This window comes from Stenotrophomonas maltophilia group sp. LNF247, assembly GCF_054083135.1.
Window position 1 is genome coordinate 71,688 of sequence record NZ_JBSRQL010000001.1, and the last position, 15,826, is coordinate 87,513.

Genomic DNA, 15,826 nt, shown 5'->3' on the forward strand with positions numbered 1-15,826 from the left:
CGTTGCCCGGCGTACCGGTAGCTACCCCACCAGATAGCGCAACACACCCGCCGAGACCACGCCGATCAGCACGGTCGGGAGCATCGACAGCCGCGTGGCGGCCAGCAGGGTAATGGCCAGCGCGGCCAGGTCGGCGGGTTTGTCGGCAACGAAGTCCGGGGCGATCACCGAGATCAGCACGCAGCCCGGCGCGGCTTCCATCACCGTCACCGCACGTTTGCTCAGGGTGCGGTTGCGCAACGCCAGGAAGCCGACGATGCGGGTCAGGTAGGTGGCGGCGGCCATCAGCACGATGGTCAGTACCGAGGTCCAGTGGATCAGGCCATTGAAGATCATGCTGCGTCCTCCGCCAGCAGCCAGGCTGCGGCCAGGCCGGCCAGTGCGCCGCTGGCCACGTACCACGCGCCCGGGACCAGCAGATAAGTGGCGGCGGCCACGACCAGGCTGACCAGCCACGGCCGCGCCGCCTTCATGCCCTGCCACATGCCGCGCAGCAGCACCAGGAACACGGCGGGGAAGGCCATGTCGAAACCATAGGCGTGGATGTCGCCCAACAGCGGCCCGATGATCGCGCCGAGTGCGGTGCAGGCCACCCAGACCGTGTACAGGCCTGCCGACACGCCCAGGTACAGGCCAGGCTGAAGCCAAGCGCGCGCCGGCGCGCATCGGCCACGCCCATCGCCCAGCTTTCGTCGCACATGAAGAACAGGGCCGGCAGCACGCGTCGGCGCGGCAGGTGCTGGAGCAGCGGGGCCAGGCTGGCGCCCATCAGCAGGTGGCGGCTGTTGACCAGGGCGGTGATGGCCACGATCAGCGCGATGTGCGGTGGCGAGGTCCACAGTTCGACGGCGGCGAACTCCGAGCCACCAGCGAAGTTGAGACCGGTCATCAGCGGTACTTCCAGTGCGCTCAGGCCCTTCTGGGCCGCCTGCGCACCGAGCACCAGGGCAAACGGAATGAAGCCGATCATCACCGGCACGGCGGCGCGCAGGCCGCGCAGGAATTCGGCACGCGGGGCGGTATCGCAGGTGGCGGGCGGGGGGAGGGTGGTACGGGCGTCCATGGAACGGCACAACAAGGTGGGGGTGGCCCATGCTAGCGGTCCAATCACGAAATCGGGTTGCGTTGATGCCACTTGATTCTGGATGATTGATATTTCATGCGGCCAGAAGCGAAACGGGTGAAATCCCATGCAGTACCAGCTCGACAACCTCGATCGGCGCATCCTCGACGCCCTGCAGCGCGACGGTCGCCTGCAGAACCTGGAGCTGGCTCGCCTGGTCGGGCTGTCGCCGTCGGCCTGTCTGCGCCGGGTGCGGTTGCTGGAGGAGGGCGGCTACATCGACCGCTATGTGGCCTTGTTGAACGAGGCCAAGGTGGGCCGTGGCTTCACGGTGTTCGTGCGGGTGTGGCTGCGGGGGCAGGACGAGGACACCACCAATCACTTCATCAACAGCATCAAGTCGTTCCCGGAAGTGCTGGAATGCCATCTGATGGCCGGTGACTGCGATTTCCTGCTGCGGGTGGCGGTGGCGGACCTTGATGCCTACCGGCAGTTCCAGATGCAGCACCTGAACCGGATCGCCGGGGTGCAGAACACCAAGACGGAGATTCCGATGCAGCGGATCAAGCAGACGACCCAGCTGCCGCTTTGAGGGATGGGGTTTGCGGCCGGGTTGCACCCGGCACCCGCGGGTAGTGCCGGCCGCTGGCCGGCAACCTCAACAGCAACAGCAACAGCGGGCCTACTGAGGGATGGCGGGGTGGGTCCGGTTGCGGGGGACGCTGCAAGTCCCCCTCCGGGGCCCGGCCCAGCCGCTGGCGGCTGTGCGTTCGGGCGCTTGCGAAGCAGTGCTTCGCAAGCAAAGCGCCCTCACCCATGTAAGCTCGGTCGCCGCTTGCTCGTGTGCGCTGTCCTGCGCACACGGCAAGACCGGGGTTGGGCGTCCTGCCCAACCCGCCCGAGGCATGCCTCGGGCCCATGCGGCTCACGCCCCCGCAACCGGACCCACCCCGCCTTCGACAGATTTCCACGATCTGCCGGAACGGCATGAGCTGCTCTTGGTGGGTGTCGACCTTGGTCGACACGTCTGGGTCGGCACGGGGTCGGATCCCGTTGCTGCGCAACGGGCTCTGACCCCAGGCGTGGATGAGGTGGTCTGTTCGATTTATTGATTCCTGATGGGTGACTGGCTTCAGGTCGGCTGTAGGCGGCGGTCATCGCAATGACATGTGACGCCGGTACGGTTTGAGCCCGCTTGCGGGTCGCGCGCGGGCCGGGGTTCCGGTCTTGGCGCGCGTCCACTGCAGCTGCTGTCGCTGCCGAGGGTCATGTGTTCTACGTCAGGGGGCTGAATGGACACCATGCGGTCAGAACTTGGAAGGTGGCCATCGCGGCATGGCTGCTGCTGTCCTTTGCCGCTGCCGGGCAGGACGGTGTTCATGCCTACGACATCCCTGCGCAGCCACTGGAACAGGCGGTCGAGCGCTTCAGCGTCATCAGTGGGTGGTCCGTGATGTACCCGGGCGATCTTGCCGCAGGCCGCAGCAGCCGTGCGCTGCGCGCCAGCCTGCCGCCGCTGCCCGCCCTGCAGGCGCTGCTGCAGGACTCCGGCGTCGAGGCCGAGGTGATCGGCAAACAGCGTGTGGTGCTGCGCCGGGGCGCGCCCTTGGCTGCCGAACCCGGTGTCGGCGCGGAGCTCGCCGATGCGGAACGTCGACGTCGCTATGGTGGGCTGCAGCAGCGGCTGCGTGGGGTGTTCTGTGACGACCCGGAGATCGCTCCCGGCCGCTATGCCGCGACGCTGCGTTTCCGTGTCGACAGCGAGGGCCAGGTGCATGCGCCCGAGCTGCTGTCAGGCAGTGGCAGCGAGCGCCGCGATGCGCGCCTGCTGCAGGCGCTGCAGCACTTGGTGCTGTCGCCCGATGCCGCTGCGCTACCGCAGCCGGTGACGCTGCAGATCCGACCTTCCGGCACCGACCACGACTGTGGCGGGCGCGCGCCCCTTCCATGACTTCAAGGATTCGAACATGAGCAACGGTACGGCTGGGGCAGTTGACCTGATGGACCACCTTCTGGGTGCCTACGATGAACTGAAGCGCCGGCTGGTGCGCAAGCTGGGCTCGGAGGAGCTGGCCGGCGACGCGCTGCAGGACACGTGGATGCGCCTGAGCGCGCGGCGTGACCGCCTGGATGCCGTGCAGAACCCCGCGGCCTACCTGCTGCGCATGGCAATGAATACCGTGATCGACCGCCAACGTGCTGACCACCGCCTGCTGAGCCTGGAGGAGGTGGATACGCTGATGGACATGGCCGACCCTGCACCCGGCCCGGCGCAGGCGGCTGAACTGGACTTCGCGCTGGAAGACATGGTCGGCCTGCTGCAGCGCATGCCCGAGCGCCGTCGCCGCATCCTGCTGGCGATCCGTGTCGACGGCCTGCAGCAGCGCGATGTCGCCGATCACCTCGGTGTGTCGCTGCGGCTGGTGCAGCGTGAGCTGAAGGCCGCCCAGGACTATCTGGCCGAGCGCAGTGGAACGGGGCGCCAGGTGCGGTTCTGAACGGCGGCATCCGTCTACACTTTGACGCCGAGCAGAACCCCGCAGCGTGCGGGTCCGGCATGAGCCCCCATGGATCCTGACGATCGCCCGCAACGCCCGCTGGATGCCGTCGAGCGTCAGGCGCACGCGTGGGTGGTGCGGCTGACCTCGGGCGAGGCGACCGCCGCCGACGGGCGCCGGTTCCGCGCGTGGTGCGAGTCCGACCCGCGCCATCGCGAAGCGTTTGGCCGTGCGCGCCGGCAGTGGGAGCAGGTGCGGCTGGCCGGCGAGCAGCTGCCAGCGGCCGCGCGTCAACCGGTCGCGCCGACGCCGGCCCAGCGCTGGAGCCGACGCGCCTTCCTGGGCGCCGCGATTGCCGCCCCGGCCAGCCTGGTAGTGGTGGCGGCCATCCGCCCGCCGATGGGCCTGTGGCCCTCGGTGACAGCCATGGCAGCCGATTTCCATACCGGCACCGGTGAGCGACTGCAGATCGCGCCCTCGCCGCAACTGAAGATCGAACTGGATACGCAGAGCAGCCTGCGCCGCCGCGCGCACACGCAGGGCGAAGGCTTCGAGCTGGTGCAGGGCCAGGCCGCGATCGAGACCCAGGCCGGTCTGCGCCTGGCGTTGTTCGCGGGCCCGGGCTGCGTGATTGCCGATGAGGGCGCGGTGCGCCTGGACGTACGCAACACCCAGGGCCAGGTGCGGGTGACCTGCCTGCAGGGCAGTGCCCGCATCGAGCATCCGCAGGGTCGGCTGCGGCTGCAGGCGGGCCAGCAGACCCGGTACGACGAGCGCCTCAGTGGTGTGGTGGCCGAGGCCGTGGCGTCGGAAGTGAGTGCCTGGACGGAGGGCATGCTGGTGTTCCGCCGCGCACCGCTGCGTGAGGTGGTGGAGGAGATCAACCGTTACCGCCGCGGCAAGGTACTGCTGGGCGAATCGGCATTGGCGCGCGCCCCGGTCAGCGGCCGCTTCCGCATCGATGATCCGGACGCGGCGCTGGAGCAGCTGCGACGGACGATGTCGCTGGATCTGCGTCGCTTTCCGGGTGGCATCGCCGTCCTTGGATAGATGAAGGCGCTGGCCGTGCGCGCCGCGCCGGGCTGTTGCAAGCAAGGAGAATCCAAGGATGCGCAACGAGACCATCGGTGTGCTCGATCTGCGCCGCAATCTGTCTGCATTGCTGGAAACCACCCAGCGAAGGCCCCTGATGGTGCATCGCTATGGTTCGCCCTGGGTGTGCGTGGTGTCTGACGCGCAGTGGCAGCAGCAGGCGGTGCTGCTGGACTTCAATCCGCAGTCACACCCATTGGCGATGCTGCTGCGGCTGCAGCAGCAGGAGATGCCTTTGGTCGAATCCGGGGCGCTGCCGCCTGCGGTGCTCGCACGCGCACTGCTGTTGGCGGGCATGCATGGCATCGACGATCTCACGCAGCTGCATGAGCAGGTACTGCATCATCGGCTCTGGCACTGGTTCGTGGCGGGCGCCCATGGGGTGATGGAGGGCTGGCAGCTGCCCGCACTGCGCGTTGCGCTGGCGTCATGGTGCGATGACGTGGACATGACCGATGCACTGGTCGCATTCGCTGCCCGCAGCGACGTGGCGGTACTGGCCCGCCGTTGTGGGGGTGACGCACCGCGGCTGCAGCGCGAAGCCTGCAGGCGGATGACGCTGCGATGACGTTGCCGGTGAAGCGCCACCCCGTGCACAGAGTTGCATTCGCGGTGTCGCTTCACCTGCCTTGCTGACGTCTTCTCCAGAGTACGACGCACCACGCGTCGTGGAGCACGGGCGGCGCAGATGGAAGACAGTCGCAGGATCAGCATGCTGGAGCTGGATCGCCACCTGAGCCAGTCGCTGGAGCAGGCACGGCACACGCCCCTGAACGTACAGCGCTATGGGCGCTCGTGGGTCTGGGTGCTGTCCAGTGACGCCTGGGCGGATGCGGCGCGCTGGGCGGCACTGGACAACAGTGCGCATCCACTGGCGGCACTTCGAAAGGCCCTCGACCTGCGGCTGTGGCCCTGGCCCGACGCGGCCATGAGCGCGCTGCCGCTTGGCGCAGCCGATGCGCGACTGCTGCAACGTGCGGCCCTGCTGGTGATCGTGCGTGATCTCAACACTGCGCAGCGCGTGTACGACGACCTGCGCTACCACCAGGCCTACCGCATGTTCATCGGCCTCGACCACGGCACCGCGTGGTCGCCGACGCAGTGCGTGCGCCTGCTGCAGGCGTGCGTGCATCCGTTGTTGCGCGAGTGCATCGACCAGACACTGGCCAGCGTGCCGCCACACCTGCTCGAGGCAGCACGCGTGCCGGCTGCACGTGCGCCCGCACAGGCAACCGCGCAGCGAATCGCAGGCGGATGTTTATCGTACTGACACATGCACCGCTGACCATGGTGCAGCGGTCTCTTCCAGGATGACGAGGGCGGAACAATGGCAAGGCAGGCAGGTGGTTGCAGGGCTCGGCAGCAGGGCTTCAGCCTGATCGAGATCATGGTGGTGGTGGTGATCATCGGCATTCTTGCCGCGCTGATCGTGCCGCGGTTGATGGACCGTCCGGACCAGGCGCGCGTGGTGGCAGCGCGCCAGGACATTGCCGCATTGATGCAGGCCTTGAAGCTGTTCAAGCTGGACAACGGTCGCTATCCCAGTGCCGAGCAGGGCCTGCAGGCGCTGGTGAAGCCGCCGCAGGGCAGCGGTGGGTTGCCGGTGACGCCGTATCTGGATCGCCTGCCGAATGATCCGTGGGGCCATCCGTACCAGTACCAGGTTCCAGGCACTCATGGCGACATCGATGTGTTCTCGCTGGGTGCGGACGGCAAGCCCGGTGGCGACGTCGGGAATGCAGACATCGGCTCCTGGCAGCTGTGAGGCGTGCTGATGGCAGCCCGGACGCGTTCGGTCTCGTGCATCCGCCAGCGTGGCGTGGCGGTGATCGTCGCCTTGCTGGTGGTGGCATTGGTGGCTGTGATTGCCACTGCGCTGCTGACCCGGCAGTCGGCGCAGCTGCGTGCGCTGCGCGGCGACCAGTTGCGCGCGCAGGTGCGCATGGCGGTGGACGCCACGCTGGAGCGTGCGGCGCAGCAGCTGCGTGAGGATGTCAAGGAACAGCTGACCACGGTGCGCGGCGGGCGCTGGGCGCGTCCTTTGCAGCTGCAGGCACCGTTGCCGGTGCAGGTGCAGCTGGTCGATGCCCAGTCGATGTTCAACCTGCGCAACCTGCTGGCCCATGGCAGGCCGGACCCCGAGGCGCGGGGCGCGTTCGTCGCGTTGTGTGCCGGGCAGGGGCTGGGCCAGGGCACCTGCGCATCCGCGGTGGACCGCATCCAGGCGCGCCTGCGCGACGGTGATATGCCGGCGCAGGCGCCGCTGCCGCGCGAATCACTGATCGAACAGGCGCTGGCCGGCGCCGACCCGGTGGCGTTGCAGGCGCTGGCGCGGCGCACAGTGGTGTTGCCCGCGCAGACCCTGGTCAACGCCAATACCTGCGACCTGAGCGTCCTGCAGGCAGTGACGCCTGCGGTGGAACCGGCAAGGCTGCAGGCGCTGCTCGCTGAGCGCGACGCCGGCCACTGGCTGCTCAACCGCGGTGACATCGCCAACCGACTCCAACTGAGCAACGAACAGATGGCCGTGCTTCCGCTGGGTATCCATAGCGAGTGGTTCCTGGCCGTCGGCCGGGTGCAGGCCGACGGCAGCGCGGTTGATTTCCGCGCGCTGCTCTGGCGCGAGTACCGCGACGACGGGGTGCGTGTACAACGGGTGTGGACGAGGATCGGCGCATGACCGTGCAGCTTCGGGTGCGCCTGCCGGCGCTGGCGCACCTGCGCGCTGACAGCGAGGTGGACTGGGCGCAGCTGCACATGGGCGAGGTGCTCGCCCACGGCCGCGACACGCTGGCGGCGCTGGGCCTGCGGCATCCGCGGGCCACGGTGCACGCCTGCCTTGATCCGAACGACCTGATCCTGCTGGAACTGCAGCTGCCGCCGCTGTCCGGGCGCCGCCTGCACGCGGCGTTGCAGGGCGAGGTGGAGGCCATGCTGCTGGATGATCTGCAGGAGGTGGCGCTGGCCCACGGTGCGCAGGCGGCAGACGGTACGGTTCCGGTGGCCTGGCTCGGCCAACAGGCCATTACGCAGGCGCAGCAGCTGCTGGCCTCGTGCGCGCTGCAGCTGCAGGCGTTGCATCCGACGCCACTGCTGCTGCCTTGGCAGGACCGCCACGCCACGCTGCAGGTCAGCGGCGAGCATCTGCTGGTGCGCAGCGGGCGCGATCGGGGACTTGTCCAATGGTATGGCGGACGTGATGCGTCTGCGGTGATGCAGGCGTTGGCCACCCGCCTGCAACAGGCCGGCGTGCAGGCCGTGCAATGGATCGACAGCGTACCGCCGGCGTGGCCGGGCAGCCTGCCGGCCACCGCCGTCGCGCATGAACTGCAGGCCTGTGGCCCCTTGCCGGGTTGGTCATTGCCGCTGCCCGGCGCAGGCCGTCAAGCGCCGCGACTGGCGATCGGCCTGGCACTGGCGGCGGTGCTGTTGGCCGCACTTGGGCTGCAGTGGCAGGTCTCGCGTTGGCGGATCGAGGGTGAGGCGCTGCAGCAGGACATGGCACGGCAGTTCAGCGCACGCTTCCCGGAGATCACCGATGTGGTGGACCCGGTGTTGCAGGCAAGGCGAGCGCTTGCGGTTCCGCCGCCAGCGCCGCCGTTGCCGGCGCTGCAGCGTCAGGTCGCCAGCACGCTGCACGCGGTTCCGGAGCTGGCGGGGCAGGTGCACAGCCTGCACTACCAACCCGGGCAGGTGTACCTGGAGCTGGACGCTGATGCTCGGGCATTGGCCGACGATCCACAGCGGCTTGAGCGCTGGCAGCAAGCGGTGCAGGCGCAGGGGCTGCAGCTGGTGCGCGATGCCGGTGGACGCCTGCGGGTGAGCGGAGCGGGACAGTGACGACGCGAACCTTGCGGCTGAGCGAGGGGCTGGCGGGCGTGCAGCAGCGCTGGCAACGCCTGCCACCGCGCGACCGGCTGATGCTGTGGGTGATGGCGGTGGCGCTGCTGGTGGCGGGCCTGTGGTCGTTATGGCTGGAGCCCTTGCTGAAGCAGCGCACGCACTGGCAGGCCGAACTCCCACGGCTGCAGGCGCAGCAGCGCGCACTGGCACCGCTGCTGCACGCCCGTGAGCGCCAGCAGCTGGCGCAGGGCCAGCATCCGACCCTGGCCGGACTGCGTGACCAGATCAAGGCTGCCGGTCTGGCTGGCGGCCTGCATATCGAAGCGCGCGACGGGCGCTGGCACCTGCAGGTACGGGCCGTACCTGCCGATGCGCTATGGAACTGGATGCTGCCGCTGCTGGCCGACCCTGCCATCGAGCTGCAGCAGCTGCAATTGACACGCACAGGGGATGCGAACATGCCGGCGGCACGGATTTCAGGACACATCGTGATGGTGGCCCCTGCGGGTGCCCATCCATGAGGGCGATGCGCAGCCTTGCCTGCAGTGCCGCATTGGCCCTGATCGTGGGCGTGGCCCACATGCCGGCGCCGGTGGCGGCGCAGGACACAGGCGATGAGCCGGTGCAGCTGAACCTGGTGGATACCGATATCGGTGGCGTACTGCGCATGGCAGCGCGCTTCACCGGGCGCCAGTTCCTGGTCGATCCACGGGTGACCGGCAAGATGACAGTGGTTTCCGATGGCCCGGTCAGCCGTACCCAGGCCTATCAGCTGCTGCTCGGGGCGTTGCGCATGCGCGGCTTTGCGGTGGTCGAGAACGGCGGCGTCAGCCGGGTGGTGCCGCAGGCCGACGCCAAGCTGCTTGGCGGCCGGGTGGGCGCCGGTGGTGCAGGGGGCGAGATCGCCACGCGCACCTTCCCTCTGCGCTACGAGAATGCTGCCGCGCTGGTGGCAGTGCTGCGGCCGATGATCAGTCCGGACAATCCGATCACTGCCAACCCCGGCAACAACACCCTGGTGATCACCGACTATGCCGACAACCTGGAGCGCATCGCACGGGTTATCGCCAGCGTCGATACTCCGGCCGGCATGGACACCGATGTAGTGAAGCTGCAGCAGGGCATCGCTGTGGACGTCGCGGCGATGGTCGCGCCGCTGCTGGATGCGCAGGGCGCCGAGCCCAGCCAGAAGGTGGTGGTGATGGCCGACCCGCGCAGCAACAGCGTGCTGCTGCGTTCCAGCAGCCCCGGCCGCACCCGTCTGGCGCGGCAGCTGGTGGAGAAGCTGGACCGCGCCCAGGACGAGTCCGGCAACCTGCATGTGGTCTACCTGCGCAATGCCCAGGCCAATCAGCTCGCCGGCGTGCTGCGGGGCGTGGTTGCGGGGCAGAGCGATGCGCCGGCAGTGGGCAGCAATGAAGGCATCACGCCACTGCCTGGCGATGCAAGCCGTTCCGCACCGGCGCAGCCGTCGCAACCGCAGCAGGCCAAGACCGGAAGCAATGCGCTGGAATCGCAGCGGCTGGACCCGAGCCGGCGTGACCCGATCGATGCGGGAAGCACCGGCTTCAGCGAGAACGGCATCTCGGTGCAGGCGGACGTGGCCACCAACACGCTGCTGATCTCGGCGCCGGAGCCGGTGTACCGCAACCTGCGACGGGTGATCGACCAGCTCGACCAGCGCCGTGCACAGGTGCTGGTCGAGAGCCTGATCGTGGAGGTCAACCAGACCGATGCGGCCGAGCTGGGCGTGCAGTGGATGCTGGGCAATGGACGCACCTTTGGTGGCACCCACTTCGGTGGCGCCACCGGCGGCAGTGGACTCAATACCGGTGCCCGCACCACGCTGGACGTGCTTCCCCGGGATGGCCTGAAGATCGGCGTGATCGACGGCACCATCAACCTTCCAGGTGTCGGCCAGATCCTCAACATGAAAGCGCTGGCCAACGCACTGCAGAGCAAGGGCGGCGCCAACATCCTGTCCACGCCGAACCTGATGACGCTGGACAACGAAGCGGCCAGCATCATGGTCGGCCAGACCGTGCCGTTTGTCAGCGGGCGCTACGTGACCGACGGTGGCGGCGGCAGCAACAACCCGTTCCAGACCATCGTGCGCGAGGACGTGGGCCTGAAGCTGCGCGTGCGCCCGCAGATTTCCGAAGGCGGCACGGTGAAGCTGGACATCTACCAGGAAGTCAGCAGCATCGACGCGCAGAGCGCGAACAGCACGGCCGGCATCATCACCAACAAGCGCGCACTGGATACCAGCGTGCTGCTGGACGATGGCCAGATCATGGTGCTGGGTGGCCTGCTGGAAGACAGCGTCAGCCATGGCCGTGATGCGGTGCCGGGGCTGGGAAAGATCCCGGTGCTGGGCGCCTTGTTCCGCAGCGACACGCGCAAGCGCGCCAAGACCAACCTGATGGTGTTCCTGCGCCCGCACGTGGTGCGTGACCCGGCCGCCGGCCAGCGCCTGACCCGCGACCGCTACGACTACATGCGCAACGCGCAGGCGGGCGCGCAGCCAGTACAGAGCTGGGCCTTGCCGGCGCTGTCGGCACCGCAGCTGCCACCGCAGGACCTGTCTGTACTCGGCCAGGGCAATGCGCGCGATGGCCGGGGCCAGCCGTTGCAGAACACCAGCCTGGCCGCGTTGTATCCGTCCGGTGACGGCGATGCGCAGCTGGTGCAGTTCGCGCAGGGGCTGGACCCGGCGCGTGCCAGCCAGGGCGTGGCGCAGGTGCGGGCACTGGGCCTGCAGGCCTATGCTGAAGCGACGCCCGGCGAGAGCGGGCAACGCCTGCGCGTGCGATTGCCGCGCGATCCGGCGACGCTGGACCCTGCGCTGCAGCAGCTGCGCGGGCTGGGCTACACGCCGGAACTGGTGATCGGGCCGTGAGCGCTTCCGCGCCGCTGGCGTACGCCTGGGTGCGCAGCCATGGCGTGATGCTGTCCGAAGTTGGCGGCGAGCCCGTGTTGCTGGGCACCGCCGACACCGCAGCGTGGGCCGTGGCCGAGCTGCGCCGGCGGCATGGCCCGCTTCCGTTCCAGATGCTGGATGCGGCAGCCTGGCAGCAGCGCTTGGGCGAGCAGTACCGTGACGGCGGCGATGCCGCTGCCGTGGTGGGGGCCGCCGAGAGTGAAGTCGATCTGGACCGGTTGATGCAGGACATGCCGGAGGTCACCGACCTGCTGGATGCGCAGGACGATGCGCCGGTGATCCGCATGATCAATGCATTGCTGGCACAGGCTGCACGCGACGGTGCCAGCGATCTGCATATCGAGCCGTTCGAGACCCATTCGGTGGTGCGCTACCGGGTGGACGGCACGCTGCGCGACATGGTGCAGCCACAGCGCGCACTGCACGCAGCGCTGGTGTCGCGCATCAAGATCATGGCCCACCTGGACATCGCCGAGAAGCGGTTGCCACAGGATGGGCGCATTGCGATCCGCGTGGGCGGGCGGCCGCTGGACATCCGTGTTTCCACTGTACCGACCGGGCATGGCGAGCGCGCCGTGCTGCGATTGCTGGAAAAGGATGCCGGCCGCCTGCAGCTGCAGCGCCTGGGCATGGCCGATGACACCTTGGCCACATTCACCGGGCTGATCCGGCAGCCGCACGGGATCGTGCTGGTGACCGGGCCGACCGGCAGCGGCAAGACCACGTCGCTGTACGCCGCGCTGGGCCAGCTCGACAGCAGCACCAGCAACATCCTCACCGTGGAAGACCCGGTGGAGTACGACTTCGCCGGCATCGGCCAGATCCAGGTCAATGCGCGCATCGGCATGAGCTTCGGCACCGCGCTGCGCGCGATCCTGCGCCAGGATCCGGACACGATCATGATCGGCGAGATCCGTGACCTGGAGACCGCACAGATCGCGGTGCAGTCGTCGCTGACCGGGCACGGTGTGCTGGCTTCGCTGCACACCAACGATGCGGTCTCGGCGGTGACCCGCCTGGCCGACATGGGTGTGGAGCCCTTTCTGCTGGCTTCGTCGCTGCGCGGCGTACTGGCGCAGCGGCTGGTGCGCCGGCTGTGCACGCAGTGCCGGCGTGCCGAGGTGGATGGCGAAGGCCGAACCGTGTGGCGCGCGGTGGGCTGTGCGGCCTGCGCCAACAGCGGCTATCGGGGGCGTACCGGCATCCACGAACTGTTCGTGGTCGATGACCGCGTGCGCGCATTGATCCATGAAGGGCAGGGCGAGCCCGCGCTGCGCGAGGCCGCGCGGCGCGCCGGCATGCGCACGTTGCGGCAGGACGGCCATCGCTGGGTCGACAGCGGGGTGACCACGCTGGAAGAAATCCTGCGCGTCACCGGCGACGACTGAGACGACGATGGCACTGTTCGATTATCAGGCCGCCAACGCGCAGGGCCGCATCGAGAAAGGCCAGCTGGACGCCGACAGCCCGCGCGGTGCGCGTCAGCTGCTGCGCGGGCGTGGGCTGACGCCTGTGCAGGTCAGTGCGGCGCGCAGTGCCGGCAGTGGCTGGGGTGCTCGCCGGTTGTCAGCCAGTGAGCTGGCCTGGGCCACGCGCCAGCTGGCCAGCCTGCTGGCCGCCAGCCTGCCGTTGGAAGCTGCATTGAGTGCGGTGATCGAGCAGGCCGAGCGCCCGCACGTGGCGCAGGCGCTTACTGCCGTGCGTGCGGATGTACGTGCTGGCCAGCGCCTGACCGTGGCACTCGCCGCGCGGCCTCGCGATTTCCCGCCGATCTATCGGGCCCTGGTGGGGGCGGGTGAAGACTCCGGCGACCTGGCGCGAGTGATGGAGCGCCTGGCCGACTACATCGAAGAGCGCAACGCGCTGCAGGCCAAGGTGCTGACCGCCTTCATCTACCCGGCGGCGATCAGCCTGGTGTCGGTGGCGATCGTGATCTTCCTGCTCAGCTACGTGGTGCCGCAGGTGGTGACCGCGTTCGTGCAGGCGCGGCAGACGCTGCCGATGCTGACCCAGGTGATGCTGGCGGCCAGTGCTTTCGTGCGCAGTTGGGGCGTGTGGGCGGGGCTGGGCATCGCTGCGCTGGTGGTGGCATGGCGACTGGCGCTGCGCCGGCCCGAGCTGCGCCTGCGCTGGGACGCGATGCTGCTGCGGCTGCCGATGGTCGGGCGTTTCGTGCTGGGCGTGAACAGTGCGCGCTTCGCCTCGACACTGGCGATCCTGCTGGATGCCGGCGTGCCGCTGCTGCGCGCGTTGGAAGCTGCCCGGCAGACACTGGGCAATGCGTTGCTGGCGCGTTGTGCCGATGACGTGTCCGCGCGCGTACGCGAAGGCGCTGCGCTGGGTGCTGCGTTGAAGGTACAGAAGGTATATCCGCCGATCCTGGTGCATCTGGTGGCCAGTGGCGAGAAGACCGGTTCGCTGGCGCCGCTGCTGGATCGCGCCGCGCAGACCATCTCACGCGAGATCGAGCGTCGCGCGATGGCGCTGACCGCCTTGCTGGAACCGACCATGATCCTGGTGATGGGCGGCGTGGTGCTGACGATCGTGCTGGCGGTGCTGATGCCGATCATGGAAATGAACCAGCTGGTGCAGTGATGCGCAAAGCGCATCACAGGTAGAGTCGACTGTTAGTCGACTAGTGCGCAGCGCGCGTGCTTCGTACTGCTGCTGCGTGTGAAGAGCAGTCGACTAACAGTCGACTCTACCCAGTCGATTCGATCCAGCCGATCCCATCAAATCGATTCGATCCAGTCGATTCCATCGAATCGATCCCATCCAGTCGATCGGACGGCGTCGTTGGAATGTGGCATGGGCCGATTCTCCACACAATCCTCCACACCTTTTTTCGATCTTCCACAGGTTTCTTAAGCGGCCTGTCATCGGTGCGGACCAGCATGGACACGTCGCCGCAGAGTGGGCTGGGAGGCCCTCGGCGGCAGCAGGCGTGTAGTGACCGTTCCTCCCTTGGCGTTTCCCTTCGCAGTAAACCCTTCAGGAGAAGATCATGAACAAGTACAAGACCCTGGCCGCGCTGGTTGCTACCGCGCTGCTGGCCGCTGCTGGTGCCGCTTCGGCCCAGACCGCCGTCACCGGCGGCGGCGCTTCGCTGCCGGCCGACCTGTACAAGGGCCAGGCCGACAGCATCCTGCCGGCCAACTTCAGCTATGCCGTGACCGGTTCGGGCACCGGCAAGAAGGCCTTCCTGGAAAACAATTCGGCGCTGTTCTCCACCACCGGTACCGTGCACTTCGCCGGTAGCGATTCGGTGCTGAACAGCACCGAGCTGAGCACCTACAACAGCACCTACAACGTGTCCGGCGACGCCAACCGCTATGGTGCTCTGGTGCAGATCCCGTCGGTCGCCACCTCGGTCACCATTCCGTTCAACAAGGCTGGTTCGGCGGTTGACCTGTCGGTCACCCAGATCTGCGGCATCTTCTCCGGCAAGATCAACAACTGGAGCCAGCTGGCGGGCCTGGGCCGTACCGGCGCCATCCAGGTCGTCTACCGCGGCGAAAGCAGCGGCACCAGCGAACTGCTGACCCGCTTCCTGACCAGCGCCTGCCAGCCGGCTGACGTGTCGGGTACCAACCTGAAGCTGACCAACGGCGTGCCGGCATTCTCGGTGCAGTCGACCTTCGCCAACCTGTTCACCAGCGTGCCGTCGAACTTCATCGCTGCCCCGGCCACTGGTGGTACCGCGCTGTACAACGCCGTCTATGCCGTTGACGGCCGCGTCGGCTATGTCGGTCCGGACGTGATCCCGAGCCTGACCGATGCCACCAAGATCGCCAAGGTCAAGGGCTTCTCGCCGGATGAAGTGAGTGTGCAGGCCACGCTGGAAACCGCTGCGCCGCCGACCGGTGCCGCCGCCGAGAACCCGGCGAACTGGGTGCCGGTGTTCGGCAACCCGAACGCGGGCTATCCGATTGCCGGGTACACCAACTTCGTGTTCGGCCAGTGCTACAAGAATGGCACTGTGGGCGCCAACGTGCGTGCCTTCCTGGCACGTCACTACGGCAGTGTCGTCGATGCCAGCGGCGTCGAGAAGGGGCCGAACGACGACGCGATCCGCGCGCACAAGTTCATTCCGCTGACCAAGACCTGGCGTGATGCGGTCCGTACCCGCTTCGCCACCGCCAGCAATGCCGGTGCGGTGAACAATCCGAGCACCTGCTCGGGCATCGGTCGTCCGCTGTAACTGCCATTGCTTCTGTAGTTGCAGGAAATGCACAAGGGCGCCGGCAGCAATGCCGGCGCCTTCTGCGTATGTCCGCTGCATGACAGTGATGCGCCTGTCGCCTTCACGCGGTCGCCACCGTCTATGAGGTGCAGGGCGTGCCTGGCGCAGGCCCATCCGTACACACGCCGCGGCCGACGCGGCCCATC

The 15,826-nt window shown here is 68.1% G+C and carries 15 protein-coding genes and 1 pseudogene; 14 read left to right on the forward strand and 2 right to left on the reverse strand.

The window, feature by feature from the left end; genetic code table 11:
- Window positions 1-21: 21 nt before the first annotated feature.
- Complete coding sequence (locus ACTXG9_RS00340) at window positions 22-336, reverse strand: AzlD family protein (RefSeq protein WP_111102601.1); 315 nt, start codon at window positions 334-336, stop codon at window positions 22-24.
- Window positions 333-1,063: pseudogene (locus ACTXG9_RS00345) on the reverse strand (AzlC family ABC transporter permease). Before ACTXG9_RS00345 ends, ACTXG9_RS00340 begins: the two are co-directional and overlap by 4 nt.
- A gap of 127 nt (window positions 1,064-1,190) precedes the next feature.
- On the opposite strand from ACTXG9_RS00345, the gene ACTXG9_RS00350 reads away from it, so the two are divergent.
- The 14 genes from ACTXG9_RS00350 to ACTXG9_RS00415 all read left to right on the forward strand — a co-directional run bounded on the left by ACTXG9_RS00350 (window position 1,191) and on the right by ACTXG9_RS00415 (window position 15,638).
- Window positions 1,191-1,655 carry an Lrp/AsnC family transcriptional regulator gene (locus ACTXG9_RS00350; RefSeq protein ID WP_005413654.1) on the forward strand — a complete coding sequence of 155 codons (465 nt, stop codon included), beginning with the start codon at window positions 1,191-1,193 and terminating at the stop codon, window positions 1,653-1,655.
- A 678-nt stretch (window positions 1,656-2,333) separates the two neighbouring features.
- Window positions 2,334-3,014, forward strand: a complete 681-nt coding sequence (locus ACTXG9_RS00355; protein WP_111098550.1) for an STN domain-containing protein — start codon at window positions 2,334-2,336, stop codon at window positions 3,012-3,014.
- A gap of 16 nt (window positions 3,015-3,030) precedes the next feature.
- Window positions 3,031-3,561, forward strand: coding sequence for an RNA polymerase sigma factor (locus ACTXG9_RS00360; RefSeq protein ID WP_026347004.1), 531 nt, complete (start codon window positions 3,031-3,033; stop codon window positions 3,559-3,561).
- 69 nt (window positions 3,562-3,630) lie between these two features.
- Entirely contained in the window at window positions 3,631-4,611 is a 981-nt protein-coding gene (locus ACTXG9_RS00365) for a FecR family protein (protein ID WP_111098549.1), read from the forward strand.
- Between the two features lie 58 nt (window positions 4,612-4,669).
- Window positions 4,670-5,221, forward strand: coding sequence for a hypothetical protein (locus tag ACTXG9_RS00370; RefSeq protein ID WP_111098548.1), 552 nt, complete (start codon window positions 4,670-4,672; stop codon window positions 5,219-5,221).
- Between the two features lie 120 nt (window positions 5,222-5,341).
- Window positions 5,342-5,923: a hypothetical protein gene (locus ACTXG9_RS00375; protein ID WP_180832547.1), complete on the forward strand. Its 582-nt coding sequence runs from the start codon at window positions 5,342-5,344 to the stop codon at window positions 5,921-5,923.
- 57 nt (window positions 5,924-5,980) lie between these two features.
- Entirely contained in the window at window positions 5,981-6,418 is a 438-nt protein-coding gene (gene gspG, locus ACTXG9_RS00380; RefSeq protein ID WP_180876715.1) for a type II secretion system major pseudopilin GspG, read from the forward strand.
- A gap of 9 nt (window positions 6,419-6,427) precedes the next feature.
- Entirely contained in the window at window positions 6,428-7,333 is a 906-nt protein-coding gene (gene gspK / locus ACTXG9_RS00385) for a type II secretion system minor pseudopilin GspK (protein ID WP_111103370.1), read from the forward strand.
- The gene (gene gspL, locus ACTXG9_RS00390; protein WP_111103355.1) at window positions 7,330-8,493 is read left to right on the forward strand and encodes a type II secretion system protein GspL; all 1,164 of its coding nucleotides are present in this window, start codon (window positions 7,330-7,332) and stop codon (window positions 8,491-8,493) included. The genes gspK and gspL overlap by 4 nt, the downstream gene beginning before the upstream one ends.
- On the forward strand, window positions 8,490-9,017 hold the full coding sequence (gspM, locus tag ACTXG9_RS00395; RefSeq protein WP_456115459.1) for a type II secretion system protein GspM: 528 nt from the start codon (window positions 8,490-8,492) through the stop codon (window positions 9,015-9,017). Before gspL ends, gspM begins: the two co-directional genes overlap by 4 nt.
- Entirely contained in the window at window positions 9,014-11,395 is a 2,382-nt protein-coding gene (gene gspD, locus ACTXG9_RS00400; RefSeq protein WP_197575913.1) for a type II secretion system secretin GspD, read from the forward strand. The genes gspM and gspD overlap by 4 nt, the downstream gene beginning before the upstream one ends.
- Entirely contained in the window at window positions 11,392-12,825 is a 1,434-nt protein-coding gene (gene gspE / locus ACTXG9_RS00405) for a type II secretion system ATPase GspE (protein WP_197575914.1), read from the forward strand. Before gspD ends, gspE begins: the two co-directional genes overlap by 4 nt.
- 7 nt (window positions 12,826-12,832) lie before the next feature.
- A complete protein-coding gene (gene gspF / locus ACTXG9_RS00410) occupies window positions 12,833-14,032 on the forward strand; it encodes a type II secretion system inner membrane protein GspF (protein ID WP_134735426.1) in 1,200 nt (399 codons plus the stop codon).
- 409 nt (window positions 14,033-14,441) lie between these two features.
- Entirely contained in the window at window positions 14,442-15,638 is a 1,197-nt protein-coding gene (locus tag ACTXG9_RS00415; protein ID WP_111103349.1) for a substrate-binding domain-containing protein, read from the forward strand.
- Window positions 15,639-15,826: the final 188 nt, after the last annotated feature.